Annotated in this window: 25 protein-coding genes and 1 tRNA gene; 17 read left to right on the top strand and 9 right to left on the bottom strand. The window is 61.9% G+C overall.

Translation table 11 applies throughout. The features are described from left to right. Nucleotides 1-20 precede the first annotated feature (20 nt). From IP76_RS12300 to IP76_RS12255, 10 genes are all read left to right on the top strand, one after another. Nucleotides 21-908 carry a GntR family transcriptional regulator gene (locus tag IP76_RS12300; RefSeq protein WP_245281450.1) on the top strand — a complete coding sequence of 296 codons (888 nt, stop codon included), beginning with the start codon at nucleotides 21-23 and terminating at the stop codon, nucleotides 906-908. Next, nucleotides 877-2,100 (top strand): ABC transporter substrate-binding protein, encoded by a 1,224-nt coding sequence (locus tag IP76_RS12295; protein ID WP_054158498.1) that lies wholly within the window; start codon nucleotides 877-879, stop codon nucleotides 2,098-2,100. The genes IP76_RS12300 and IP76_RS12295 overlap by 32 nt, the downstream gene beginning before the upstream one ends. Nucleotides 2,101-2,171: 71 nt before the next feature. Further along, on the top strand, nucleotides 2,172-3,044 hold the full coding sequence (locus IP76_RS12290; protein WP_054158497.1) for a branched-chain amino acid ABC transporter permease: 873 nt from the start codon (nucleotides 2,172-2,174) through the stop codon (nucleotides 3,042-3,044). Further along, nucleotides 3,041-4,009 (top strand): branched-chain amino acid ABC transporter permease, encoded by a 969-nt coding sequence (locus IP76_RS12285; RefSeq protein WP_054158496.1) that lies wholly within the window; start codon nucleotides 3,041-3,043, stop codon nucleotides 4,007-4,009. Before IP76_RS12290 ends, IP76_RS12285 begins: the two co-directional genes overlap by 4 nt. After that, complete coding sequence (locus IP76_RS12280) at nucleotides 4,009-4,755, top strand: ABC transporter ATP-binding protein (protein WP_054158532.1); 747 nt, start codon at nucleotides 4,009-4,011, stop codon at nucleotides 4,753-4,755. Before IP76_RS12285 ends, IP76_RS12280 begins: the two co-directional genes overlap by 1 nt. Continuing rightward, nucleotides 4,748-5,446 carry an ABC transporter ATP-binding protein gene (locus IP76_RS12275; protein ID WP_054158495.1) on the top strand — a complete coding sequence of 233 codons (699 nt, stop codon included), beginning with the start codon at nucleotides 4,748-4,750 and terminating at the stop codon, nucleotides 5,444-5,446. Before IP76_RS12280 ends, IP76_RS12275 begins: the two co-directional genes overlap by 8 nt. A gap of 188 nt (nucleotides 5,447-5,634) precedes the next feature. Continuing rightward, nucleotides 5,635-6,552: an oxaloacetate decarboxylase gene (locus IP76_RS12270; RefSeq protein WP_054158494.1), complete on the top strand. Its 918-nt coding sequence runs from the start codon at nucleotides 5,635-5,637 to the stop codon at nucleotides 6,550-6,552. After that, entirely contained in the window at nucleotides 6,549-8,285 is a 1,737-nt protein-coding gene (locus tag IP76_RS12265; RefSeq protein ID WP_054158493.1) for a hydantoinase B/oxoprolinase family protein, read from the top strand. Before IP76_RS12270 ends, IP76_RS12265 begins: the two co-directional genes overlap by 4 nt. After that, nucleotides 8,282-10,354, top strand: coding sequence for a hydantoinase/oxoprolinase family protein (locus IP76_RS12260; protein ID WP_054158492.1), 2,073 nt, complete (start codon nucleotides 8,282-8,284; stop codon nucleotides 10,352-10,354). Before IP76_RS12265 ends, IP76_RS12260 begins: the two co-directional genes overlap by 4 nt. Beyond that, complete coding sequence (locus IP76_RS12255; protein ID WP_054158491.1) at nucleotides 10,354-10,962, top strand: cysteine hydrolase family protein; 609 nt, start codon at nucleotides 10,354-10,356, stop codon at nucleotides 10,960-10,962. The genes IP76_RS12260 and IP76_RS12255 overlap by 1 nt, the downstream gene beginning before the upstream one ends. A gap of 298 nt (nucleotides 10,963-11,260) precedes the next feature. Here the strand turns inward: IP76_RS12255 and IP76_RS12250 are convergent, their stop codons facing one another. The 4 genes from IP76_RS12250 to IP76_RS12235 form a co-directional block, all read right to left on the bottom strand. Then, entirely contained in the window at nucleotides 11,261-11,986 is a 726-nt protein-coding gene (locus IP76_RS12250; protein ID WP_156318556.1) for a hypothetical protein, read from the bottom strand. A 177-nt stretch (nucleotides 11,987-12,163) separates the two neighbouring features. After that, the gene (locus IP76_RS12245) at nucleotides 12,164-12,781 is read right to left on the bottom strand and encodes a tyrosine-protein phosphatase (RefSeq protein ID WP_082352520.1); all 618 of its coding nucleotides are present in this window, start codon (nucleotides 12,779-12,781) and stop codon (nucleotides 12,164-12,166) included. Nucleotides 12,782-12,889: 108 nt separating this feature from the next. Then, nucleotides 12,890-13,327, bottom strand: coding sequence for a DUF1489 family protein (locus tag IP76_RS12240; RefSeq protein WP_054158489.1), 438 nt, complete (start codon nucleotides 13,325-13,327; stop codon nucleotides 12,890-12,892). Between the two features lie 235 nt (nucleotides 13,328-13,562). Continuing rightward, nucleotides 13,563-14,963: an L-serine ammonia-lyase gene (locus tag IP76_RS12235; RefSeq protein WP_054158488.1), complete on the bottom strand. Its 1,401-nt coding sequence runs from the start codon at nucleotides 14,961-14,963 to the stop codon at nucleotides 13,563-13,565. 620 nt (nucleotides 14,964-15,583) lie between these two features. Here IP76_RS12235 and IP76_RS12230 point away from each other — a divergent pair. The 3 genes from IP76_RS12230 (at nucleotide 15,584) to IP76_RS12220 (ending at nucleotide 17,860) form a co-directional block, all read left to right on the top strand. Continuing rightward, on the top strand, nucleotides 15,584-16,276 hold the full coding sequence (locus IP76_RS12230) for a DUF599 domain-containing protein (protein WP_054158530.1): 693 nt from the start codon (nucleotides 15,584-15,586) through the stop codon (nucleotides 16,274-16,276). 122 nt (nucleotides 16,277-16,398) lie between these two features. After that, nucleotides 16,399-17,373 (top strand): heparan-alpha-glucosaminide N-acetyltransferase, encoded by a 975-nt coding sequence (locus tag IP76_RS12225; protein WP_306765477.1) that lies wholly within the window; start codon nucleotides 16,399-16,401, stop codon nucleotides 17,371-17,373. 13 nt (nucleotides 17,374-17,386) lie between these two features. Beyond that, the gene (locus tag IP76_RS12220; RefSeq protein ID WP_054158486.1) at nucleotides 17,387-17,860 is read left to right on the top strand and encodes an isoprenylcysteine carboxylmethyltransferase family protein; all 474 of its coding nucleotides are present in this window, start codon (nucleotides 17,387-17,389) and stop codon (nucleotides 17,858-17,860) included. Between the two features lie 82 nt (nucleotides 17,861-17,942). On the opposite strand, the gene IP76_RS12215 is transcribed toward IP76_RS12220, so the two are convergent. Together IP76_RS12215 and mgtE are read right to left on the bottom strand one after the other, a co-directional pair. Then, on the bottom strand, nucleotides 17,943-18,329 hold the full coding sequence (locus tag IP76_RS12215; protein ID WP_054158485.1) for a MerR family DNA-binding transcriptional regulator: 387 nt from the start codon (nucleotides 18,327-18,329) through the stop codon (nucleotides 17,943-17,945). Nucleotides 18,330-18,394: 65 nt separating this feature from the next. Beyond that, nucleotides 18,395-19,810 carry a magnesium transporter gene (mgtE, locus tag IP76_RS12210; RefSeq protein ID WP_054158484.1) on the bottom strand — a complete coding sequence of 472 codons (1,416 nt, stop codon included), beginning with the start codon at nucleotides 19,808-19,810 and terminating at the stop codon, nucleotides 18,395-18,397. A 182-nt stretch (nucleotides 19,811-19,992) separates the two neighbouring features. Here mgtE and IP76_RS12205 point away from each other — a divergent pair, with 182 nt between their 5' ends. After that, nucleotides 19,993-20,487: a peptide deformylase gene (locus tag IP76_RS12205; RefSeq protein WP_082352512.1), complete on the top strand. Its 495-nt coding sequence runs from the start codon at nucleotides 19,993-19,995 to the stop codon at nucleotides 20,485-20,487. A gap of 104 nt (nucleotides 20,488-20,591) precedes the next feature. Continuing rightward, nucleotides 20,592-21,092 (top strand): BON domain-containing protein, encoded by a 501-nt coding sequence (locus IP76_RS12200; RefSeq protein WP_054158482.1) that lies wholly within the window; start codon nucleotides 20,592-20,594, stop codon nucleotides 21,090-21,092. Between the two features lie 618 nt (nucleotides 21,093-21,710). Here the strand turns inward: IP76_RS12200 and IP76_RS12195 are convergent. Next, nucleotides 21,711-21,795: transfer RNA gene (locus IP76_RS12195), tRNA-Leu, on the bottom strand. Continuing rightward, nucleotides 21,760-22,065 (bottom strand): hypothetical protein, encoded by a 306-nt coding sequence (locus tag IP76_RS22810; protein ID WP_156318554.1) that lies wholly within the window; start codon nucleotides 22,063-22,065, stop codon nucleotides 21,760-21,762. Before IP76_RS22810 ends, IP76_RS12195 begins: the two co-directional genes overlap by 36 nt. Between IP76_RS22810 and lipB the strand changes: the two genes are divergently transcribed. Beyond that, complete coding sequence (gene lipB, locus IP76_RS12190; protein WP_054158481.1) at nucleotides 22,033-22,749, top strand: lipoyl(octanoyl) transferase LipB; 717 nt, start codon at nucleotides 22,033-22,035, stop codon at nucleotides 22,747-22,749. The two genes, IP76_RS22810 and lipB, sit on opposite strands and share 33 nt — an antisense overlap. 24 nt (nucleotides 22,750-22,773) lie before the next feature. On the opposite strand, the gene IP76_RS12185 is transcribed toward lipB, so the two are convergent. Continuing rightward, a complete protein-coding gene (locus tag IP76_RS12185) occupies nucleotides 22,774-23,223 on the bottom strand; it encodes a helix-turn-helix domain-containing protein (protein ID WP_054158480.1) in 450 nt (149 codons plus the stop codon). 245 nt (nucleotides 23,224-23,468) lie between these two features. On the opposite strand from IP76_RS12185, the gene IP76_RS12180 reads away from it, so the two are divergent. Continuing rightward, the gene (locus IP76_RS12180; protein ID WP_054158479.1) at nucleotides 23,469-24,398 is read left to right on the top strand and encodes a DMT family transporter; all 930 of its coding nucleotides are present in this window, start codon (nucleotides 23,469-23,471) and stop codon (nucleotides 24,396-24,398) included. Nucleotides 24,399-24,449: the final 51 nt, after the last annotated feature.

The raw sequence follows: 24,449 nt of genomic DNA, 5'->3' as shown, positions 1-24,449 counted from the left end.
TAGTCTTCTGGGAACGACAAATGATGACTCGAAGCGGCGCCACAGCAGAGCCCATGAAGGCCCACCGGCTCTATCTCCTGCTTCGGGAACAGATCCTGAGCGGCGAGGTTCCGGACTCGGCCAAGCTGCCAAGCGAGCCGCAACTGGCACAGGAGCATCGGGTTTCCAGGGTCACGGTGCGGCGCGCGCTCGACAAGCTGGCAAGCGACGGCATGATCGAGCGCCGTCCTGGATCCGGCACCTTTGTCAGCGGCGGGCATGCACGCATGCCTGTCGTGGCCGATCTCGCCAATGCCCTGACCCATCTCGTAGAAATGGGCAGGAAGACGGGCGTGCGGCTGATTGCGTTCTCTTATGTGAATGCCACCCCGGCACTGGCCGAGGAATTGAAGCTGGAGCCCGGCGAGCGGCTGCAGCGATCGATCCGCGTGCGCCTCATCGATGGACAGCCCTTTTCCTATCTCGTGACCCATGTGCCGGAGCACATCGGCATTTCTTATTCCGAGGCCGATCTTGCCTCCACCCCGCTGCTGGAACTTCTGGAGCGATCCGGCCTCGTGGCCGACAAGGCGCAGCAAATCGTCAGCGCGACGCTGGCGAGCCCTGATGTGGCCGCCGCCCTCGACGTCGAGATCGGCGCTGCCCTGTTGTCCATGACCCGCGTGGTCTACGAAGCATCCGGCCGCGGTATTGAGCACCTGCAGGCGCTCTACCGCCCCGACCGCTATTCCTTCCATATGGAACTTGCCCGCACAGGCGACAGCGGCGCACGCCGCTGGACGGCGGCTGACAGCCGCGGCCTGACCGAGGCCAATGAAAATAACGACAAGAAGAATGCCCGCGAGAAGCGGCCACCCCTCAAGAGGAGAACAACACATGACACTGCTACAGACAAATCTGAAACGTAGAACCATCCTCAAGGGAGGTGCCGCGGCCCTTGCAACGCTCTCTGCGCCCGCTATCCTTCGGGCTCAGGGCCCCGCGCCGATCAAGGTCGGGATCCTTCAGCCGGTCACCGGCGCGCTGGCGCAGGATGGCGAATATGGCCGCCTGGGTGCTGAACTCGCGATCGAAGACATCAACAAGGCCGGCGGCATCCAATCGATGGGAGGCGCTAAGCTGGAGATGGTGTTCGGCGATGCCCGCTCCAATCCGGAAGCCGGCACGCAGGAAGTCGAGCGCATGCAGGAAGAAGGCGTCGTCGCTGTTGTCGGCGGTTTTGCCAGCCCGATCTGCCTTGCCGCCTCGCAGGCTGCCTCCCGCTATGACCTGCCATACCTGGTGGATGTCGGCGTGTCCGACCAGATCACCGGACGCGGCCTGAAGAATACTTTCCGTTTTGCCCCGGGCTTCTCGATTTGCACGGCGGCGGCGATCCAGAACCTCGTGCGGATCAACGAGGCCGCCGGCAAACCGGCAAAGACCGTTGTGCTGGTGCATGAAGATGGCCTTTTCGGTTCCGGCCTTGCCAAGCTGATGGCGACCGAACTGCCGAAATACGGCTTCGAAATCCTGGAGCAGATTTCCGTTCCGACGCCGTCGCGCGATCTCTCAAACGTGACCCTGCGCCTCCGCAGCCTCAACCCTGATCTCATCATACCGAGCACCTATTACGGCGAAACCGTTCTCCTGGCGCGGACCATGCAACAGCAGCGCGTGCGCCCGAAGGCGGTCTATGCCGTATTGAACGGGGCTGCCTCCAACCGTCGCTTCGTCGCCGAATTCCCGGAAGCCGCAGAAGGCGTGATGGACTGCAATCACTGGTACGATCCGCGCAATGAACGCTCGAAAGCCGTCCAGGAGCGCGTCGAGGCCGCCGGCAAGCCATACAACTACAATATCCCGCTCAACTATTCCTCCGTTGCGCTGCTGGCGGATGCCCTGGAGCGTGCGGGTGCGGCAGAGCGCGGCAAGGTCATCGAGGCGCTGAACACCTCAACCTTCAAGGACCATCTGATGCCCTATGGCGAAACCAAATTCGTCAATGGCCAGAACATTGGTGCGGCGCCTGTGTCCACGCAGGTGCAGAAGGGCGAGATCAAGGTCGTCTATCCCGAGGATTTTGCCGACGCCAAGCCGATGTTCCCGGCCAACGGCTGAGGTTGCCAAACCGCGGCAGATCCCGTTTCCGCGGGATCTGCCCACCTGCAACCCAAGTATCTGGACTGACGATGTATTCCCCTACCATCCTCATCGAGGCGATGATCAACGGGCTGTTGACGGGTGCGATCTATGCGCTGATCGCGCTTGGCCTGACGCTGGTCTACGGCGTTCTGCACATCATCAACTTTGCCCATGGAGCAATCCTGGCCAGCGCCATGTTCGCCGTCTGGGGGCTGAACATGCTGGGCGGCATCGACCCCTATCTGTCGATCCTCTTGCTGGCCCCCCTGTTCTTCGGTCTCGGCTATGGCGTGCAGCGACTGATCATCGGGCCTGCAGCCAAGGGAGACGACGGCAACATCCTGCTGATCACGCTCGGTCTGTCGATCTTCATTGAGAATGCGCTTCTGGCGAGCTTCGGCTCGGATACGCGCTCGATCAACTCGGACTTTTCCTTCTCCATAGTCGAAGCGGGTCCCTTTCTGATTTCCTCGCCACGCCTCGTCGGCTTTGCCGGCTCGCTTGTCGTGACCGCCCTTCTCTGGTTCATCATGAGCCGCACCGATGCCGGCAAGGCCATCCGCGCCGTGGCCAAGGAAAAGCTTGGAGCGAGCCTGATGGGTATTGATGTCGGCCATGTCTATGCGCTGACCTTCGGCCTGGGCTGCGCGGCGCTGGCCGTCGCGGCCGGACTGCTGATGCCGACCTTCTATGTCAATCCACGCGTCGGCGGCGCTTTCGTCAACATCGCCTTCACCATCGTCGTCCTTGGCGGCATGGGCTCCATTCCCGGCGCCATGATCGGCGGTCTGCTAATCGGGGTGATGGAAAGCCTGAGCGGTCTGCTGCTCGGCGAGAGCCTCGGCCAGATCGGCATTTTCGTCATCTTCATCCTGGTCCTGCTCCTGAAGCCGACCGGCCTGTTCGGAGCAAAGGCATGAAGCTCAGCGGTTATATCCCTATTGTCGTGGTCACGGCGGCGCTCGCGGTCGTACCGCTCGTCTCCTCGTCCAACACCCTCTGCAACTTCATGGTGATGTCGTTGATCATCACGCTCGCCGCCCAGGGCTGGAACATCCTCGGCGGTGTGGCGGGCCAGACATCGTTCGGCCATGCGCTGTTTTTCGGCGTCGGCTGCTATACGACCGCGATGCTGCAAGTCCATCTTGGCCTCAATGCGTGGGTGACCTTCATGATCGCCGTGGCCGCCGGTGGTGCTGCAGGCTTCGTGCTTGGTTTCCTGAGTTTTCGGGCCGGCCTTCGCGGTTCCTATTTTGCCTTGATCACGCTCGCCTTCGCCGAACTGATGCGGATCCTCGCCAATGCGTCCGAATGGACCGGCGGCGCGGCCGGGCTTCTGCTCAAGCTCGATCCCGGCCTTGTCAACATGCAGTTCGAAAGCCGGGCATCGTTCCTCTGGCTGGCGCTCGCCTTCGTCTTTGTTGGCCTCATCATCAGCCGGGCCATATCGGGCTCCCGTTTCGGCGCGCATCTGGTCGCCGTGCGCGAAAACGAGGATGCCGCGCGTGCCCTTGGTGTCGATGTTCTGTCCGTCAAGCTTAAGGCGATCAGCCTGTCGGGCGCCATGACGGCTGCCGCCGGCGTCCTCTATGTGCAGAACTTCCTTTATATCGATGCCAATATCGGCTTTGGGGTCTGGATCTCGGTCGAGGCACTGCTCGCACCGCTGGTTGGCGGCCGCGGGCTTGTGCTTGGTCCCCTCATTGGCACCTTCACGCTGCATGGGCTGGGCGAACTGACCAAGAGCTTTGCCGGCCGCATTCCTGGCATCGACCTGATGGTGTTTGCCGTCGTACTGATCGGCGTCGTCGCTTTCGCGTCGGGCGGTGTCCTTGGGCTGCTGCGCCGCTTTGCTCCGCGTCTTGCCCGGAGGATCGCGATATGATGATGCGCACCGAAACCATCACCATGCGCTTCGGCGGGCTGACCGCCGTGGACCAGGCATCGCTATCGGTTCGGGAAGGATCGATTACGGGACTGATCGGACCAAACGGAGCGGGCAAGACCACGCTTTTTGCCGTGATTGCCGGCTTCCTGCAGCCAACGGCTGGCCATGTCCTCTGGCAGGGCCGTGACATCACGGGACTGCAACCCCATCAGCGGGCACAGATGGGCATTGCCCGCACCTTCCAGATCGTCCAACCCTTCCAGGGGCTGAACGTATTGGAAAATATCACGGTTGGCAGTTATCTGCGTCACCCGCAGACGGACGACGCCATTGCCAAAGCCCGGGCTGTCGCCGAACGGGTCGGCCTTGGTGCGGAGCTGGAGCAGCAGGCATCGAGCCTCACAGTCGCCGGGCGCAAGCGGCTGGAACTTGCCCGTGCGCTGGCGACGGAGCCGAAGCTGCTGCTGCTCGACGAAGTCCTGGCCGGCCTTAACCCTTCAGAGATCCGCGACATCATCCCCGTCATTCGGGCAATCCGCGACGATGGCGTGACCATATTCATGATCGAACATGTGATGCAGGCGGTGATGAACCTCTGCGAGGAGGTCTATGTGCTGGCGCAGGGTCAGATGATTGCCGAGGGGACACCCGCCTCGGTCTGCAATGATGCTGCTGTCATTGAGGCCTATCTCGGCAAGGGCGCCGCCGCGCGTATGGCCAACCTCGGAGGCGCCCATGCTTGAGGTGAAAGACATCCGCACCGGGTATGGTGGTGTCGAAGTTTTGCGCGGCGTCAATCTTTCCGTCGCCAGCGGCGAAATCGTTGCGGTGCTGGGAGCCAATGGTGTCGGCAAGACAACCCTCAACAAGGCGCTGTCCGGTCTGCTTCCCCTCGCCTCCGGCTCGATCACCTTCGATGGCAGAAGACTGGGCGGGTCACCGATCGCAGCCGTGGAGGCCGGGCTCATCCATGTCCCGGAAGGGCGCAAGATCTTCCCCAATATGAGCGTGCAGGAAAACCTGGAGCTTGGAAGCTATCGCCGCGGACGTGCCGGCCGTGCCCGCAATATCGAACGGGTCTACGACACCTTCCCGAAGCTTCGGCAGCGCATGACGCAGATGGCCGGCACGCTTTCCGGCGGCGAACAGCAAATGCTGGCAATCGGCCGCGGCATGATGGCCGAACCGAAGCTGCTGATCCTCGACGAACCCTCGCTCGGCCTGTCGCCGCTGCTGGTCGAGGAAATGTTCGATCTGGTAAAGCGGCTGAATGCCGATGGCCTGCCGATCATGCTGGTCGAACAAAACGTCGTGCAATCGCTCGAGATCGCCCATCGCGCCTACATCATCGAGAACGGGCTTGTGACCATGTCCGGCTCCGCAGCGGAGATCGCGGCCGATCCGGACCTCAAGCGCGCCTATCTCGGGCTTTGAGGGGGAAGATCGGCGATGACGCAAACTCCTCTCTCACCTCTCAATCCCCCTCAATGCTCGGCGAGCGCTTGGCGCGTCAGCAAGTGGGTGTCGGATGCCCCATCGAATGCCGTCGCGGCCACCGCGGCTGCGGCCAATACGCCGGATCGTACCCGCTCAACGGGCGCTCCCGCGATGAAGGACAAGACATGACAAGCCTCAAAAACCACATTGCCGACGGCAGAACGATCGTCGCGCCCGGCGTCTTCGACGCCTTGACCGCGTCGATCGCCACGGATGCCGGCTTCTCCGCGCTGTATCTCTCCGGCGCCGCTATCGCCTATACCCGGCTTGGTCGACCCGACATCGGTCTCGTCTCCATGACGGAGGTTGCAGATGTGATCAACCTGGTCCGCCAGCGGGTGGAAACACCGCTGATCGTCGATGCTGACAACGGCTACGGCAATGCGCTCAACGTGCAGCGGACCGTGAAAGCCTTCGAACGGGCCGGCGCCAGCGCCATCCAGCTGGAAGACCAGACTCTGCCGAAGCGTTGCGGCCACCTGCAGGACAAGCGCATCGTCTCGGCCCAGGAAATGGCCGGCAAGGTCAAGGCGGCCGTCGATGCCCGCGCCTCCGAAGATACGCTGATCATCGCCCGGACCGACGCCGTCGCCATCGAGGGGCTGGAAGCGGCAATCGACCGCGCAGCCCTTTACGCCGAAGCCGGCGCGGACATTCTCTTCGTCGAGGCGCCCCGTTCCGCCGAACAGTTGACAGCAGTAAGCTCCGCCCTTGCCGGTCGCCGACCGCTACTGGCCAACATGGTGGAGGGCGGCAATACACCGATGTTCTCCGCCGCCGAACTTGGCGAGATGGGCTACAGCATCGTGATCTTCCCAGGCGGCATCGTGCGGGCACTCGCGCGCACCGCTCAGGACTACTACGCCTCGCTGAAAGAGCATGGGACCAACACGCCCTTCTCCAACCGCATGTTCGATTTCGACAGGCTGAACGATCTCATCGGCACGCCGCAAATGCTCGACCTCGGCCGTCGCTATGAGCAGTCCGATACCGCTGACCACTCTTCATCCGCTGATGACAATTCGAAGGACGACGCCGCATGAAAAGTGCTCTTGATCCGGTCACGCTCGCCATTCTGAACGGTCGTCTGGAGCAGATCGCCGACGAGATGGACGCGACGCTCTACCGTTCGGCCTTCAATCCGATCATTGCCGAAGCACGCGATGCCTGCCATGGCCTCTATCACGCGGAGACCGGCGCCACCTTGGTGCAGGGCACGCGTGGTCTGCCGATCTTCGTCGGCGCCATGGCCTTTGCCGTCAAGGCCGTGATCGACAAGGTGGCCGTCGACGGTGATCTCAACCCCGGCGATACCTATCTCTTCAACGACCCCTATGCCGGTGGAACCCATCTCAACGATTTCCGTCTGGTGCGCCCGGTTTTTCGCGGTGGAACCCTCTATTGCTGGATCGCCTCCGTCGGCCACTGGCTGGATATCGGCGGCAATGTGCCGGGCGGGTTTAACGCCAAGGCGACCGAAAGCTTCCAGGAAGGGGTGCGCATCCCGCCGGTCAAGCTGGTGTCGAGGGGCGTGATGAACCGCGACCTCCTCGACATCCTGGCGGCCAACTCCCGCGTGCCGACCTCCAACTACGGCGACCTGAACGGCCAGTTGAACGCGCTCGACCTCGGCGAACGAAGGCTGTCGGAGCTGCTCGATGCCTATGGCGACAACACCGTCGCCCAGGCGTTCGACGTCTTCTCCGACCGGGCCGATGCCATGATGCGCGACGCCATCCGCGCGCTGCCGGATGGCACCTACAGCTTCGAGGACTATCTCGACAATGACGGCATCACGCCGGAGCGGCTAACCATCGCGCTCGACCTCACCATCAAAGGTGACGAGATGGTGCTGGATTTCTCCCGCTCCTCGGCGCCTTGTGCCGGGCCGCTCAACATCGCCTATTCGACGGCCGCCGCCTGCTGCTACGTGGCGCTGAAGCACGTCTTCACCGCGGTGCCCGCCAATGCCGGATGCCTGCGCCCGATCACCTTCGTGATCCCCGAGACCACCCTGCTCGGCGTGAAGCCGCCAAAGCCGGTCGGCGGTTACACCGAAACCATCCTGCGTGTCATCGGCGTCGTGTTCGGAGCGCTCGCCAAGGCCGATCCGGCCCGGGCAACGGCCGCCCCCTTCGGCACGATCAATGCGCTGTCGATCGCGGGTTATCGCGGCGATGGCTCCCGCTATGTGATGTTCTCCTTCTTCGGCGGCGGACTGGGCGGAAATCCGGAAAGCGACGGTCTCAACCACGCCAATAACCCGATTTCCATGGCGACCATTCCGCCAGCCGAAATCCTGGAGGCCTCCTATCCCGTCGTCTTCACCCAGTGGGCGCTGCGACCGGACTCGGCCGGGGCCGGTTACCATCGCGGCGGTGTCGGCTCCGTCTACGAAGTCGAGACGCTGACCGACGCCGATGTGTTCCTGCTCGGCGAACGCGGTGTCTATGCCCCGCCGGGCGTCGCCGGCGGCCTGGAAGGCGGGCTCAACCGCTTCACCTGGGAGAGCGACGAAGGCGTGCGCACGCCGCCGCTTGCCTCCAAGGTCACGGACGTGCGCGTTCGTGCGGGGCAGAAGGTGCGCATTGAATCGCCCGGCGGCGGTGGTTACGGCAACCCGTGGACACGTCCGCCAGAACGCGTCGCACGCGATGTCCGCCTCGGCTTCGTCAGCCGGGAGAACGCCCGCACGCTTTATGGCGTTGAGGTGACCAAGGACGGTGAGGTCGATGCCAAGGCGACCAACAGACTGCGTGAAGGAAAAGCCGCATGAACAGCCATATCAAGAGCCTCAAGGGCGCGGTCGTCGGCGTGGATGTCGGCGGCACCTTCACCGATCTCTTCTACTACGAAGAAGCAACCGGGAAATTCCGCACCGCCAAGGTATCCTCCAATCGTGGCGACGAGGCCGTCGGCTTCATCGAGGGGTTGAAATCCTTCGGCGCCATTGCCGATCTCGGCTCCATTGTTCATGGCACCACCGTCGGCACCAACGCGCTTCTGGAGCGCAAGGGCGCGCGGACCGCGCTGATCACCACCAAGGGGTTTCGCGACGTCCTGGAAATGCGCCGCCGCGACCGCTTGAATACCTGGGGCCTGTGGGGCGACTTCACGCCCGTCATCGAACGCGACATGCGTTTCGAGGTGAACGAGCGCGTGCTGGCGGATGGAACCGTGCGCGAGGCGCTCGATCCCGACGAAGTTCGCGCTGCCGCCTTGAAGGCGCTCGCCGCCGGCGCCGAAGCCCTCGCCATCTGCTTCCTCAATGCCTATGCCAACCCTGACAACGAGTTGGCGGCGCTGGAGGCGGCGCGCACCGTCTGGCCGAACGGCAATCTTGCCTCGTCCGCCCAGATCCTGCCGGAAATCCGCGAGTTCGAGCGAACCTCGACCACGGCGCTGAACGCCTATCTCCAGCCTGTTGTCGGCGGCTATCTCGGCAAGCTGCGCGATGCGCTGAAAGGTGAGGCCTTTTCCGGCCCCTTCCATATCGTCCAGTCGAATGGCGGCGTCATGTCGACGGAAACCGCAAGCCGGCTGCCGGTCCGCACAGCGCTGTCCGGCCCCGCTGCTGGTGTGATTGCGGCCGCCGCGATCTCCAAGGCGGCAGGCTATCCCAACATCATCACCGGCGATCTCGGCGGCACCTCCTTCGACGTATCGATAGTTGTCGATGGGCAGACCTCGCTCGCCTCCCAAACGACGATCGATTTTGGTCTCGTCGTGCGCACGCCGATGATCGAGATCACCACGATCGGCGCCGGCGGCGGATCGATCGCCCATGTCGATGCCGGCGGCCTGCTGCAGGTCGGGCCGGAAAGCGCGGGCTCGCGGCCTGGTCCCGTCGCCTACGGCCAGGGCAACACCCGCCCGACCCTAACGGACGCCAATATCGTACTCGGCCGCATCAATGCAGAGCGTCCGATCGGTGGCAAGCTGTCGAGGCTCGACGTCGAGGCGGCCAAGACTGCCATCTCTGAGCATGTCGCGGGGCCCTGTGGCCTCGGCGTCATGGAAGCGGCGGAAGCGATCGTTCGCGTGGCGGATGGCCGCATGGCTGGCGCCATCCGTCTCGTCTCCATCGAACGCGGACACGATCCGGCAAAATTCGTCGCCGTTCCCTTCGGCGGCGGCGGTGCGCTGCATGCCGGAGCGCTCATCAAGGATGTCGGCCTGCAGGCCGCTCTCGTGCCGCGGTATCCGGGCGTCACCTCGGCGCTCGGCTGCGTCATTGCCGATATCCGCCATGATCAGGTACAGACGGTAAACCTGACGGTCGACCAACTGGATGAGGCCGTGCTCGATGCCCGCATGGTGGCGGAAGCCGAGGCCGCGGGCCGCGTCGTCGAAGAGGCCGGCCTGCAAATGGATCGCGTCGACATCCTGTTCGAACTCGACATGCATTATGTCGGGCAGACCCATACGGTCTCGGTGCCACTGTCGGTAACGGTTTCGAATGGTACCTCAGGCGTGACCCGACAGATCGTGCAGGAGGCCTTCGATGCCGCCTACCGTGCCTCCTTCAGCCGCCTGCTGCCGGGCTTGAAGGCCAAGATCGTCAACCTGCGGACCGCCGCGATCGGCCGTCGCCCGCATTTCAGCCTGAAGGCGCTCGCCCCCGATGCCGAATGCTCGGTGGAAAAAGCTACCCGAGGCAGCCGTCCGGTCTGGTTCAATGGCGCCTGGCACGACACAGCCATCTATGCGCGGCTCGAACTGCCTGTTGGGGCTGAGATCGAGGGGCCGGCTATTCTGGAACAGCCTGACGCCACGGTCCTCGTCGATCCGGACCTGAAGGCACGGGTCGATGACTTTGGCAACGTGATCATCGAGAGGCGCTGATGCACGAGACCGTATCCGCCGCACAGACCGGCCTTCTGATCGTCGACCTGCAGAACGACTTCCTCCATCCCAACGGCGCTTACGGGCGGGCGGGTCAGACCGCGGCGGAGATCGCGGCCCTGCCCGAGCGGCTGGCGCCGCTTGCAGACCAGATGCGGGCTGCAGGCAGCTGGATCATCTCGACCCAGTTCACGCTGGTGCCGCTGAAGGGCGGCGAGCCGCTGATCTCGCCGCATCTGAAGACGCTCCGGCCCTTCCTGGCAAAAGGCGATTTCGTTCCCGGCTCCTGGGGGCACCGCCTCGTCGATCGCCTGGCGCCGGCCGATATCAGCATCGAGAAAGTCGCCTATTCCGCCTTCTACATGACCCGGCTGGAATGGATACTGCGCAAATGTGACATTCGCAAACTCATCGTTTGCGGCATCGTGACCAACGGCGGTGTCGCCTCCACGGTGCGGGATGCGCATGTGCGCGATTTCGACGTGACCGTCTTGTCGGACGGCTGCGCTGCCTTTTCGGCAGACGTGCACGAAACGGCCATCGCAGCTTTAAAGGCCGTCTGCCGCGTGGCGACCATCGCGGACATGTTGGTGCAAACCAGCGACTGACGGTTACGACCATGGCACGCGCCGGTCGCCCCGGCGCGGATGGACGCTCAACCGATCTATCTGAAAGGCAAGAGCCAGCCACTTCTGGCCCTTCCCTATGCGCTGGAGCTCAATGAGACCACGCTGATCGGACGGCAAATAACTTCGCGTTGCCATAGAGTGTCTTGCCGCTCACGCCGTCACTTTTCTGATGCTCTAAAACCATCGCGCCGCCGGTCCGGTAGCGGACGCGGCGGCACTATTGTAAACCAAGGGTTCCGTCGGCAACAGGGCCAGCGGCGCTGCGGTAACGCAGAGATCAGGGTTTGATTGCCTTGTAGATCATGTCGTACTGCCGCACGAAGATTTCCGACAGGATGAACGGACCGGCGTCGGCGGCAGGCGTGTCGCAGCTGCGGTTCTGGCAGTAATAGGCACGGCACATGGGCTGCGCGATGCCGCCGGGCTGGGCGATATCGAAGAACTGATCCCGGTACCCCGCGTCGTTGAAGCTGGTTTCAGTGCCGTAATCGCAGAAATAGGGGGTTCTGGCGAAGGCAGCCTTCATGCCCGGTCCGAGCGCATCGTAAAGCTCGCGATGGCATTTCGCATCAAGACCACAGGCGAGGACCGACATGCGGAAGGCCTCCGCTGGCGCGGTCAGCGCAGATCCGTTTTCACCTTCGCTTTCATGCTCGCGGATCGCGGCGATGTAGGACTTGAAATGCTCCAGGAAACCATTGGTCTGGCCGAATTTGTATTTCCACAGATCGGCATAGACATTGCTGCCGGTGCAGGCCGCAACCGCCGCCTGGATTTTGTCCGTCTTGCCATATTGCGCGCAGATGCCCGGAAGATTCAGCACGAAAAGATTCGGAACGCCCTTATCCTGACACACGGCCTCGATGAACTGGGGGGCCTGCACGCCGCAGGCCTCGTCCAAGCGCGTCTCCACTTTTGCGGGCATCGGGGTCGCGGTCTGCGCCTGGGCCTCCAGCGGCAGAATCAGGAGGGCGAGAGCGAGGAGCGGCAATATTGATTTCATTGGAAGCCTTCGTGGCAGACGGGTGGGATAATACCCCCCATATCTGCCGGGTGACTTGATGAGAACTGCATGCCGACACAACGCAGCCATGCGCTGAGCGCGGGGTCTCCTCATTTGCGAAAGATTTGGCGTGATATTCGTTAAACGCACGTTTGCAGGCGTGTCGGACGGAGAGCCTCAGCTATCGAGGCCGAGCACCTTTTCCAGGGCCTCCCAGCTGTCATCCATGGCATAGGCGGCGAGAAAGGGCAGATTGATGTGGCCATAGAGCGGGGAGAGCTGCCACTCGGCCTCTTCCTCATCGATCCCCGCGACCTGTTGCAAGAAGATCACGGAGGCCAGGCCGGTGCGATCCGCGCCGGACATGCAATGCACCAGGATGGGTTGCTCGGCGGTCTTAAGGATGGTCAGGAGTTCCTGCGTGCGCTCACGGGTCAAGTCGCGGCTTGCGGACATGCGAAAATCGACATGGGTGACGCCATGGGCCGCGGTGGCTGCCACCTCGTCGTCATACCAGCTTTTGCCGCGGTTCTCACCTCTCAGATTGATAACCGTCCTGATGTTGTAACGATCGATCTCTTCGCCCAGTCGCGCGCCGGAAAGCTGGGCAGAGCGATAGAAGCGTCCGGGCAGAACCTCATGAAAATTGCCCGACAGGATCAGGATACCGACATAGGCGCCGAAGGCGAGCGCCAGGGAAAGAAGACCCAGAGCGATCCGTCGCACGCCCTTGAACAAGCGACGCGTTTCCTCGGCGCGGCCGGTGTTTGCGGGGAGGCCTTGGGTCGTGTTCATGCTCTTGGGCTCCAGGCCACGCTGTCGGCGTTTCGGTTCGATCGCACTCAATGCCCTGATAGCATGCGTTCGACCTGCCGAAAATCGCACGCTCCTTTCTGGAGGCCTTCAGAGCAGGCCGAGTTCCGCCAATTCCCGCTTCAGGTCATCCGGCATATCCTCGATATCGGCCCCGGAGGCGGAGAGGTCGCGGGGGGCAGACGCCGCGTCGAGATAACGCCAGCCCTGAAAGGGTCGGCGCGGAGCCGGAGCAACTTCAATCACCTCGGGACCAAGGATCAATTCACAGCGGGTGATCCCATCGCCACCGGTGAAAGTCTTGATGTCGAGCAGCTTCTGCCGGGCGGCGAGCTGCCCCTTGATGATCCAATAGAGCGAACCACCATCGAGCAGCTCTTCCGTACGCTTGGGAACCATGCGTGTGACATGCGAGGATTGCGGCTCCATGCCGGCAGCAACTGCGATCAGCGAACGCTCGGCGACCCAGTCGCGCAAGTCATCGATCGAATCCGCGCCGACGCAGAGTTTGAGAAGATGCAAAGCCATGGCCACCGAGATAGCTGGTCCTGCGGCCGGGTCAAGGGATGCAATGCCGCAGGCGGCTCGCGCTCAACAGTTTCCATGGATTGCGCCCTGGCGGTCATTTTCTGATGTGGCCGGAGCGGCTCGACGGCATGAACCTGACTATCGCGAATCCGCGGAGCTCGCGGAGCAGATCCTCGGGACAAGCCCGAGGATGACTACAGAGGCGTTTCAGGACAGGGCTACTCCCCTGCCCGCATCAACATTCGACAACATTGACGGCCAGGCCGCCGAGCGAGGTTTCCTTGTATTTCTCGTTCATGTCGTTGCCGGTCTGGCGCATGGTTTCAATCGCGGCGTCGAGCGGCACGAAATGCTGGCCGTCCCCCTTCAGCGCCAGCGAAGCGGCGGTGACGGCCTTGACGGCGCCGAGCGCGTTGCGCTCGATGCAGGGAACCTGCACAAGACCGGCGACGGGATCGCAGGTCATGCCGAGATGATGCTCGAGCGCGATTTCCGCGGCGTTCTCGATCTGCTCCGGCGTGCCCCCCATGACGGCGGCAAGTCCGGCAGCGGCCATCGCAGAAGCAGAGCCAACCTCGCCCTGACAGCCGACTTCGGCACCCGAAATCGAGGCATTGTGCTTGATGATGCCGCCGATGGCGGCGGCCGTCAGCAGGTAGTCGCGAATGCCTTCCTGGTCGGCATCCGGATGGAAATGCAGATAGTAACGGACGGTTGCGGGTACGACACCGGCAGCCCCGTTGGTCGGCGACGTGACGACGCGACCACCGGCCGCATTTTCCTCGTTGACCGCCATGGCATAGACCGAAAGCCAGTCGTTGGCGAGCACGGGATTGAGGCGGTTGGAGCGCCATTCTTCCTGCAGCTGGTCATAGATCGACTTGGCGCGGCGACGAACCTTCAGGCCGCCGGGGAGCTGTCCCTCCTGGCGCAGGCCCCGGTCGATGCAGCTCAGCATCGCATCCCAGATGCGGTCGAGGCCGGCATCGAGATCGTCGCGGGATCGAACGACCTCCTCGTTCGCCCGCTTCATCTGGGCGATGGTCAGCCCCGAGGACGCTGCCATTGCGAGCATCTCTTTTGCGGATGCGAAGGGGTAAGGCACCTTGTGGGTGCTCGCCTGCTTCTTCTGCTTCTGCATGGCAAGGAGCTCTGTATCGGTGACGACGAAACCGCCGCCGATCGAATAGTAGATCTGGGTGAGCAGGACGCGGCCATCCTTGTCCAGAGCCGAGAGCCGCATGCCGTTGGCATGGCCGGAAAGCGGGGTTTTCTTGTCGTAGACCAGATCGTCCTTCGGCTGGAAAAGATAGGCCGGATGACCGGGCGGCGTGACGCGACCCGTCCGCTCGACGTCTGCAATGATGCCTTCCATGCGGTCGGGGTCGATGGTGTCGGGCGCCTCGCCCATCAGGCCGATGATGACGGCATTGCCTGTGCCATGGCCAATCCCGGTATAGGCGAGTGAACCATGCAGGCTTGCCTTCAACGCGGCAACCTGCGCGCCAGCCGGGCGCGGCCACTGGTCGGAGAGAATGAGATCAAGAAACCGGTTGGCCGCCGTCATCGGTCCCATCGTGTGGGAGCTCGAGGGGCCGACGCCGATCTTGAACACGTCGAAAACCGAAAGAAACATGAGGCTCCTCGCATGTAGGCTACAAAGCACTGAAGCTAGAGCATCGCCTAGCACGAATGCACCTCGCAATCGACATTGGCTTTCACTGGCGCGACATTCCCGCGCTGACGCTGGCTTCGAGCGACTTTCCCTCTGCGGGTGCAGAGAACCGCTGAAAACGCGAAAGGCGCGGTCGATCAGACCGCGCCTTTCGTCGAGACTTGCATGTGAAGCGTCAGAGACTGCCGAAAAGGTAAGCCAGGCACATGATGCCGGCGAAACCCATCAGAGCTCGGAAGGTAACGCCCCAGCACGACTTCTGGAAACTGTCTTCCATGTATACTCCAGTGGAACCACATGTTGAAGAAAGCCGTCCCCCGACCGCTTTCTGGCCATCTCACTAGTCAATCGCTGAGCGTTTCGCAACCGCAAAAATGGCAAAAGCAAGACACCAGTTTCGGGTCAGCCATGCGCCCTACGCATGGGCCCCAATGATTTCAACGGGTTGAATCTCGACATGGTTAATCATCAATGAATTCGCGCCCGTTGGATTTCAGGGGGCGGTGAGCAAAATTAACCGACCATTGTGAAGCGAGCCCAGCTTGCGATAATGGGTGGCGAGCAACAGATGGAGCCGAATGATGACCCTTCCGGACTACGCCGCCGTCGTGACGTTCATGGCTCTCTGGTTTGCCTATGCATGGATCACCGGCCAGAAGCGGATCCTGTCGCGCACAAGCCTGACCAAGGCCATGGCGGAGCGTCGCCGCGAATGGATCCTCAATTCGATGGATCGGGATCTGAAGATGATCGACACGCAGATCATGGGTGGGTTGCAGAACGGCACGGCGTTTTTCGCCTCGACCACGATCTTCGCCATCGGCGGATGCTTCGCGCTCTTGGGGGCGACCGAACAGGTGGATGCGATCCTGAAGGACATTCCGTATATCGTGCAAGGCGGTCGCGCCATGTTCGAGCTGAAGGTCTGCGGGCTGATCGCGTTGTTTGCCTATTCCTTCTTCAAGTTCGGCTGGTCTTATCGGTTGTTCAACTACTGCACCATTCTCTTCGGCACGATCCCGATGATCGAAGAGGCGAAGCTGGACCCGGCGCGGGCGGCAGCTGCCGCCGAGCGAACCATCCGGATGAACATTATCGCCGCTGCCCATTTCAACATGGGCCTGCGGGCAATCTTCTATTCGATTGGCTATCTCGGCTGGTTTGTGAGCCCTTACGTCTTCATGGTTGCCACGACGCTGGTTTTCATTGTGCTGATCCGGCGGCAATTCTTCTCCGAAGCGCGGCGGGCGCTTCTGGCCGATGGCGCGGATTGAGGGGGAAACGGGGACGAGGCGGCGGCGTGCCATGAAATCGCCGCCTTTGCCTTTGAGCCAGCGGAGCCTAAATCTCGACAAGGGCGATGGTGCAAAGCGTGAAAAATCAAGAGGAACGAGCCGTGTCGGACAGCATGAAGGCAGAGCCCGAGGCGCCGAGACAGCGTCTGCCGTTTCTGGATGCGGCACGCGGGATGGCGCTGATTGCCATGGCCACCTATCATTTCTCCTGGGACCTTGAATTCTTCGGCTATCTTGAGCCGGGCACATCAACGCATGGCTTTTTGCGCATTTACGCTCGCGTGATTGCTTCAACCTTCCTCTTCCTCGCCGGTTTCAGCCTTGTGCTGGCGCATGTTCCAAGCCTGCGCCCCGGGCCGTTTTTCCGTCGGCTCGGCCTGGTTGCGGCGGCGGCGGCGGCGATCTCCGCGGCGACCTTGTGGTTCACGCCCGATGCCTGGATCTTCTTCGGCATCCTGCATGCCATTGCGCTGTCGAGCGTGATCGGCCTCGTTTTCCTGCGCCTGCCGCCCCTCCTGACGGCGGCCGTGGCGGCGTTCGCGGTTATCCTTCCATCATTTTCCCGGTCGGCAATCTTCGACAGCCCGCCCCTGCTTTTCCTCGGGCTCTCTGAAAGCATGCCGCGTTCGAATGACTATGTGCCGCTTCTGCCATGGATCGGCGCTTTGCTGGCCGGCATCGCTGTTGCACGGTTCCTCGTCGACCGCCAGGCGCTGGGTTTCGTCGCCCGCCTGCCCGCCGGGCCCGCATGGTTGCGGCTGGCTGGACGTCACTCGCTGACCGTTTATCTGCTGCATCAACCTGTGCTGATCGCCTTCCTCTATGGCGCAAGCATGATTGTGCCGCCGCCGGCTGCCGATCCTGTCGCTGCATACAGCGGCAGCTGTGAGGCGGCCTGCCTTGAGCAAGGCAATGAAGCAGGCCTTTGCCAGCGCTTTTGTGCCTGTACACTGGAGCGGCTGCAGGCCCAGTCTCTGCTGGAGCCACTCCAGTCTGGCGCAATCTTGCCGGAGCAGGATCAACGCGTACTGGCGCTTGCGGGCGAATGCACCGTGAAGAGCCGCCAGGCACCCTGACGGAGTCTTCATCATGAATGCCTACCGTTTGAAGCCGCTGCGTTATCCCTGGCCGCCCGTCCTTTACGGCACGGCCCTGCTGCTTGCGCTTGTCGCAGCCCAGTTCTCGCCCTTGCCCGTGGGCAGCGGCCATCCATGGATGTTCCGCATGGGCGGGCTCCTCTTGTTCATCGCCGCCGCCTTGCTCGATATCTGGGCGATGAAGACGCTGTTTGAGCACCAGACGCCGTTCACCAACACAGGCTGTGCACGCCATCTGGTGAAAACCGGGCCGTACCGTCTGACGCGCAACCCGATCTATCTCGGTTACACGCTGGCGACGATTGGCCTTGGTCTGATGATGGGCAATGGATGGTTGCTGCTGGCGGCTCTTATGGCCGCAATCGGCATCCGCTTTGCCGTCATCCGTTGCGAAGAGCAGCACCTCCTCGCACGGTTCGGGATCGACTATGAATACTATTGCCGCCGGACACGCCGCTGGATCTGAGTGACGGCTGGTTGACGACCGATAGCGGATCTAACAACGGGCGCAAGCGCGGCCGAAGCATCGCCAAGACGAAGAGTGTGACTCAGCTGCCGACGCCGATTTCGACCATGCGGGTGAGACAGGCTTCCTCGGCCTGATCGAGTTCGGCAAGCGTCTCGTCGATATCGCGGCGCTTCTGGCGAAGATCCTCGCGCTTCTCGTCGATCTTCTTCATCATCAGCTTGAGCTGGCCGATCTCGCCGGGCGGCTCCTTGTAGACATGGACGATCTCGCGGATTTCGGCGATCGTGAAGCCGATGCGGCGACCGCGCAGGATCTCCTGGAGGAGGCGGCGGTCCGCGGCGCGGTACAGGCGCGTGCGTCCACGGCGCTCGGGATGCAGAAGTCCTTCGTCCTCATAGAAGCGCAGGGTCCGCGTCGAGACGCCGAATTCACGCGTCAGTTCGGTGATGCTGTAGTATTTCTTCACGATATGCCGTTTCCTCTCGGGAAAGGCATCATATTGACTTTTACGTACAAGTCAATTTTTCGCCCTCAGCTCATGAACCACCAGGTTGAAAGTCCGAGAAACGAGAAAAACCCGGTCATATCCGTAATAGCGGTGACGAAGACTGCGGACGAGACGGCAGGGTCGGCCCCTGCCCGGCTCAGGATCATCGGGATCATGATGCCGGCCATGGCGGCCGCAAACATGTTGATCATCATGGCGGTGGTAATCAGCCCCCCGATGGACACATCCTGAAACCACAGACCGGCGACAAGTCCGACTGCGCAGCCGAAGACGGCGCCATTGATCAGGCCAACACCGGCTTCACGCCGCACGACCCGAAAGGCGTTGTGGATGTCGAGGTCGCGTGTGGCAAGAGCCCGGACGGTGACGGTCATGGTTTGCGAGCCCGCATTGCCGCCCATGCCGGCCACAATCGGCATGAGCACGGCCAGCGCCACGATCTTTTCGATCGTTGCCTCGAACAGGCCGATGACAGAGGCCGCCATGAAGGCCGTCACCAGGTTGACCGCGAGCCAGGGAATGCGCGAACGCGATGTTTCCCGCACGCTGTCGGACAGTTCTTCATCGCCGACGCCGCCGAGGCGAAGCAGGTCCTCTTCCGCCTCTTCCTGGATCACGTCAACGACGTCATCGATGGTCAAAACACCAACGAGCCGCTCATTCTCGTCGACGACGGCGGCGGAGAGAAGGTCGTACTGCTCGAAGAGCTGGGCTGCGTCTTCCTGGTCCATCTCGGCGGGGATGGGGTGATTGGTCTCGTGCATGATCGTCTCGATCTTCACCTGCCGCTTGGTGCGCAGGATTGCATCGAGATTGACGGCGCCGAGCAGCTTAAAGGTGGGATCGATGACGAAGATCTGGGTAAAGCTCTCGGGCAGGTCTTCCTCGTCGCGCATGTAGTCGATCGTCTGGCCGACTGTCCAGAACGGAGGAACGGCGACGAACTCGGTCTGCATGCGCCGACCGGCCGAGCTTTCGGGGTAATCGAGGGCGCGGCGCAGACGGACCCGCTCGGTGAAGGGAAGTTGCGCGAGAATCTCTTCGCGATCCTCGTCGTCAAGGTCTTCGAGAATGTAAACGGCGTCGTCCGAATCGAGCTCGCCGATTGCGGCCGCGATCTGCGCATTCGGCATCTGGTCGACGATCTGCATGCGGATTGCTTCGTCGACTTCCGTCAGGGCCGTGAGGTCGAAGTCGGTGCCGAGCAGCTTGACCAGCGCATGGCGCTGGTCGGGCTGAATCGCCTCAATCAAGTGGCCAAGCTCGGACTCATGCAGCTTGGCAACGGTCTGCCGCAGATAGAGCACGTCTCGATCGGCGATGGCAGCGCCAACCATGGTCAGGAAGTCGTGGCGGATCGAGCCTTCCTCGTCATAGATGTCGGCCTGCGCCTCGTCAGTGGGGAGGCGATCGAGCATCTCGTCTTCTCTCTCGGTCATGTCCGCCCCTCGCCTGCTCGCTGCTTCGCTTCCGCCCGGAGAATGGCCGCTGAAACGCCTTTGTCAACAAGCGGATAGAGAGAATTTCCTGCCGCCGATGCAAAGCACTGCACATCCTGATAGCCTGATCCCCGGATAGAGATAGACCCATTGCACGCCAAGCCCCAGGATATGACGAGACCGTGACGAAATTGACAATCTGCCAATACCCGGACGCTGCGCTTTCGACCCCATGCATGCCGGTGACGACCTTCAATGCCGAACTCTCCACTCTGGCCGACAATCTCTACGAGACCATGAAGGCCGCCCCCGGCGTCGGCATCACGGCCGCCCATTGCGGTATCTTTCTGCGCCTGGTCGTTCTTGATCTTGCCGAACTCGGCGGACGCCGGAATTTCGTCAATCCGGAAATCCTTTCCCATTCCGAGGAGATGATGACCCATGTTGAAGGCAGTGTCTCCATGCCGGGCTTCACCGACGAACTGCAACGTCCACGCCGAGTGACCGTTCGCTACCAGACCCTGGACGGGACGCCGACCGAGGAGGCGCTGGAGGGCTTTCCTGCGATCTGCATGCAGCACGAAATCGACCAACTCGATGGCATTTTCTGGCTAAAGCGCCTGTCGCGCCTGAAGCGGGACAGGCTGGTGAAGCGCTTTGAGAAGGCGGATCGCTGACGCAAACGGCGCGCACGACAATATCCTCGGCGGCGACACCCTTGGCGGCAACAAATGGGGCTCTCACCCGTTAGCTGTTGAAGCAACCGAGGAAGGAAGACCCGATGGCCAAGGATGACCGAAAGACCGAATTTTCCCGCGAGGCCGATTATCGCGACTACGACCAGCGCAACATTGCCGACGGATGGCCCTACAGCGACGGTACAGGCGCCGTGGACCAGCCCGTCGCCAACCGCAGCTATGGCGAGACGGACGCGAATTTCGACCGTGACAGGAATGGCGGCTTCCGTGTCGATACGGTGGAAGCGGATGGCTTTCAGCCCGCACCAGCAATGCCTGACGCACCCACAACGGACCACCGGGTGGACGAAGACGCGTTGGAGGCGGATGTGGCCACAGCGCTTGAAGACCTCGACGACAGCCTCATCTCTGCGCTTGATATCCATGTCGACGGCGAGATCGTCACCCTGCGCGGGGCCGTCGATACGGCCGAAGAACGGCGCATGCTGGAATTGCGGGTGCTTGGTGTCCGCGGTGTCGGATCGGTGAAGAACTTCATCACCACACTCGGTGTCGACAGCCATATTCCGTCCGACGCTGATTGATACAAACGACCGGAAGGAAAGACCGCGTCAGACGACGCGGTTTTTCTGTATCTCGCGCAGGCGCTCTTAAAAAGCGGGTCCTGCCTAGCCCCGCCCCATGGTCAGCCGTTGATAAAGGTTCTGGCGCGGGGACCGGCCAGAATAACCTTCCAGCTGCGCTTATTGTCGAAGTTCTGACGAGCCAGGAAAGTATCACCTGTGCTTTTCCAGGATTTGACGGATCCGGAGAGGTTGTCGAGGAGGCAGTCGACCAACTTCTGTAGCGGGGTGGTTTTGCTCGAGACTCAGCTCTCAGCCCAGTTCAAGTACCATCGCTTAGCGGCTGATCCCCGATCGTCTCGGCATGGTGACCGAAATCCAGCATGCAAAACGACATGATATTTGTTTCACTGCGCCATGAATTCGTGACCAGTGCGGCCTCACCCCTCAAGCTCTAACCTGGGGTCATTGTTTCGGCCCGCGCCAAGCCGGCAAGGCAGAGAAAGCGGTGGCCGACACGCTTTGGTTGGGGATTTGATATTTGCCGAGCAAGCTGGCCCATGGATTTTTTCCACATGGGACACCATTAGGGTCAACTTTCGGATAAAAACAAAAAACCCGGCCGAAGCCGGGTTTCTTTGGTGCGGTCGAGAAGACTCGAACTTCCACGGGTTGCCCCACAGCGACCTCAACGCTGCGCGTCTACCAATTCCGCCACGACCGCATCGTGGTAGGCGCCGAATTGCTCCGGCGGGGCTGCATGTAGCAAAAGCCCCGGGGGTCCACAAGCCCGCCATGACAGAATTTTGAAAAAACTTCTCTCCAGTGGAAAAGTCTGTCGCGGCGCGGCACCGACAAGCCTTGCAAGCCAGGGGCTTTGTTGCCAAGTAGAGGGAAATTCAGGATTTTTCCACAGGCACTCGCTGATGGCGATCTGCCTTTCGAAACGACGGACCTCGCCATGCTGCGCACCGATCTCGACCATATCATGCATGCCTCACCCGACTCTCCGCCGGTCCGCTGGAGGATCTCGGATGGGCTTGTTCCGTATGAGAACGCCGTGGCCGAGATGGAGCGTGAGGTGGCCGCCATCGCCGAAGGTCGTGCCGACGAACTGGTGTGGCTGCTTGAACATCCACCGCTTTATACGGCCGGCACCAGCGCCGATGTGAAGGATTTGGTCGAGCCCGACCGATTCCCCGTTTTTGCCAGCGGGCGCGGCGGAGAATATACCTATCACGGGCCAGGCCAGCGGGTGGCCTATGTGATGCTCGATCTCAAACGGCGGCGCCAGGACGTACGTGCCTATGTCTCGGCACTGGAAGAAGTGATCATCCAGACACTCGACGCCATGAATGTGCGGGGCGAGCGGCGGGAGGATCGGGTTGGCGTCTGGGTTCGCCGTCCGGACAAGCCGCTCTTGCCGGATGGCTCAATGACGGAGGACAAGATTGCAGCTCTTGGCATTCGCCTTCGCCGCTGGGTGAGCTTTCACGGACTTTCGCTGAATGTCGAACCGAACCTCTCCCATTTCGGCGGTATCGTGCCGTGCGGAATCAGCACCTATGGCGTCACCAGTTTGGTCGATCTCGGTTTGCCCGTGATGATGGCCGATGTCGACATTCGCCTGAGGGAGGCTTTCGAGACGGTGTTCGGGCCGACCACCAACGCCAACTGACGGAAGATCGCGGCAGGTCGTTCCTCAGGCGCGGCCCATGATCGGACCATCCATCGGACCATCAAGGTCGCCAAGCGCAGCGTCGCGCTGGCTACGGGCTTCGAATCGGTCGATCTGTCGGGACAAGTCGGCGATCAGCCGGCCACATTCCATATGGGCGTCGGTCAGGCGCTGCAATTGCAAGCGCAAGCCCTCGATCGGCACATCGAGACTTTCCTGCACAGGCCCCGAACCCAGGCCCGTCATCAACCACATCGGCGACACACCGAGAATGCCGGCGAGATCCACGAGCTTGGACGGGCGCGGTTCGGAGCGATCCGATTCCCAGGCCAGCAAGGTGTCACGCCGGACGCCGACACGATTGGCGACATCCGCCGGGGTCAGTTCCACCGCATCACGGGCCATGGAGAGGCGCCCGCCAAGCGTGTCGTCGCTGGCATCGGTGTTGCGGGAAAACGTCTTGCGCGAGGCCATACCCTGCTCCCTGATGATCGCGGCGGAGGAGCGTTTCGAGCCTCGCCGGAGTGATCCTGATGCCATATTAGCGGCTCGATCCGCCGATGGCCACCTTCGGCACGACTTGGACAAGCCAGACCTCGCCGAAATGCACGATGGAACGCGAGCCTTTTCCACGTCTACTCTGCCTTGATTGCGCGCGCCCTGTGTGCATGGTGGAGGCCCCGCCCCTGAAGCCTGTCCCGAGACTGACGAGATCCGATATGCAATCCTCCGCCTCCGATCCCGTTCGCGGCATGGCCCTGATGGCTGGCTGCATGCTTGTGCTGCCTTTGATGGACGCCATCGCCAAATATATGGCGACCTTCGAGGCGATGTCGCCCGGCCAGATCACCTTTTACCGTTTCTTCTTCCAGTTGCTGTCGACGTTGCCGCTTCTCCTGTGGCTGAATGGAAGCGAAGCGCTCAAGGCGAAGCGGCCATGGCTGAACCTGTTGCGTGGCGTCATCCACGGTGCGGCAAGCCTGATGTTCTTCGTTGCGGTGAAATATATGCCGCTGGCAGACGTGTTCGCCATCTATTTCGTCGAACCTTTCATCCTGACGGCACTTTCGGCGCTGTTCCTCGGTGAGCGGGTCGGCTGGCGCCGTTGGTTGGCCATCGCTGTCGGCTTTGCCGGTGCGATGATCGTGATACAGCCGAGCTATGCGATCTTTGGAGTGAAGGCGCTGCTCCCCATCGCCTGTGCATTCCTCTTTGCGCTCTACATGTTCCTCAATCGCGCCATCGGTGAGGCCGATAGCCCGATGACGATGCAGACCATGGCGGGTATCGGGGGAACTGTCTTCATGTCCGCGGCACTGATCGCGGGTACGGTAACAGGAGATGCCGACCTCGCGCCTGCCTTGCCCGCCTCGCTGCTGGGCCTTGCACTTCTCGTGCTGCTCGGGACAATTTCCGGGCATATCCATCTTCTTGTGGTGCGCGCCTTTCGGCTGGCGCCGCTATCAGTATTGGCACCCTTCCAGTATTTCGAGATCATTGCGGCTGTCGCTCTGGGATATCTGCTGTTCGATGAATTTCCGACGCCCTCGAAGTGGCTCGGCATCCTGATCATCGTCGGATCGGGACTATTCATCCTGTGGCGCGAGCATCGCCAGTCGCGCGCAAAAATGGCCGTTGAGCGCTCATGAAACGCTCTTGTCGTTCAATCCGCTGATGGTTCGACAATCAAAAGTGATTGT

The sequence above is a fragment of the Rhizobium sp. AAP43 genome (assembly GCF_001296045.1).
GTDB lineage: Bacteria > Pseudomonadota > Alphaproteobacteria > Rhizobiales > Rhizobiaceae > Allorhizobium.
Note: the sequence above shows the minus strand (reverse complement) of the source record. Positions and strands in the feature narration are given on the sequence as shown.

Bases quoted from the DNA above. Each gene is read 5' to 3' on its own strand.
- IP76_RS12300 (WP_245281450.1), top strand. From the start codon at position 21: ATGATGACTCGAAGCGGCGCCACAGCAGAGCCCATGAAGGCCCACCGG.
- IP76_RS12295 (WP_054158498.1), top strand. From the start codon at position 877: ATGACACTGCTACAGACAAATCTGAAACGTAGAACCATCCTCAAGGGA.
- IP76_RS12290 (WP_054158497.1), top strand. From the start codon at position 2,172: ATGTATTCCCCTACCATCCTCATCGAGGCGATGATCAACGGGCTGTTG.
- IP76_RS12285 (WP_054158496.1), top strand. From the start codon at position 3,041: ATGAAGCTCAGCGGTTATATCCCTATTGTCGTGGTCACGGCGGCGCTC.
- IP76_RS12280 (WP_054158532.1), top strand. From the start codon at position 4,009: ATGATGCGCACCGAAACCATCACCATGCGCTTCGGCGGGCTGACCGCC.
- IP76_RS12275 (WP_054158495.1), top strand. From the start codon at position 4,748: ATGCTTGAGGTGAAAGACATCCGCACCGGGTATGGTGGTGTCGAAGTT.
- IP76_RS12270 (WP_054158494.1), top strand. From the start codon at position 5,635: ATGACAAGCCTCAAAAACCACATTGCCGACGGCAGAACGATCGTCGCG.
- IP76_RS12265 (WP_054158493.1), top strand. From the start codon at position 6,549: ATGAAAAGTGCTCTTGATCCGGTCACGCTCGCCATTCTGAACGGTCGT.
- IP76_RS12260 (WP_054158492.1), top strand. From the start codon at position 8,282: ATGAACAGCCATATCAAGAGCCTCAAGGGCGCGGTCGTCGGCGTGGAT.
- IP76_RS12255 (WP_054158491.1), top strand. From the start codon at position 10,354: ATGCACGAGACCGTATCCGCCGCACAGACCGGCCTTCTGATCGTCGAC.
- IP76_RS12250 (WP_156318556.1), bottom strand. From the start codon at position 11,986: ATGAAATCAATATTGCCGCTCCTCGCTCTCGCCCTCCTGATTCTGCCG.
- IP76_RS12245 (WP_082352520.1), bottom strand. From the start codon at position 12,781: ATGAACACGACCCAAGGCCTCCCCGCAAACACCGGCCGCGCCGAGGAA.
- IP76_RS12240 (WP_054158489.1), bottom strand. From the start codon at position 13,327: ATGGCTTTGCATCTTCTCAAACTCTGCGTCGGCGCGGATTCGATCGAT.
- IP76_RS12235 (WP_054158488.1), bottom strand. From the start codon at position 14,963: ATGTTTCTTTCGGTTTTCGACGTGTTCAAGATCGGCGTCGGCCCCTCG.
- IP76_RS12230 (WP_054158530.1), top strand. From the start codon at position 15,584: ATGACCCTTCCGGACTACGCCGCCGTCGTGACGTTCATGGCTCTCTGG.
- IP76_RS12220 (WP_054158486.1), top strand. From the start codon at position 17,387: ATGAATGCCTACCGTTTGAAGCCGCTGCGTTATCCCTGGCCGCCCGTC.
- mgtE (WP_054158484.1), bottom strand. From the start codon at position 19,810: ATGACCGAGAGAGAAGACGAGATGCTCGATCGCCTCCCCACTGACGAG.
- IP76_RS12200 (WP_054158482.1), top strand. From the start codon at position 20,592: ATGGCCAAGGATGACCGAAAGACCGAATTTTCCCGCGAGGCCGATTAT.
- lipB (WP_054158481.1), top strand. From the start codon at position 22,033: ATGCTGCGCACCGATCTCGACCATATCATGCATGCCTCACCCGACTCT.
- IP76_RS22810 (WP_156318554.1), bottom strand. From the start codon at position 22,065: ATGCATGATATGGTCGAGATCGGTGCGCAGCATGGCGAGGTCCGTCGT.
- IP76_RS12185 (WP_054158480.1), bottom strand. From the start codon at position 23,223: ATGGCCTCGCGCAAGACGTTTTCCCGCAACACCGATGCCAGCGACGAC.
- IP76_RS12180 (WP_054158479.1), top strand. From the start codon at position 23,469: ATGCAATCCTCCGCCTCCGATCCCGTTCGCGGCATGGCCCTGATGGCT.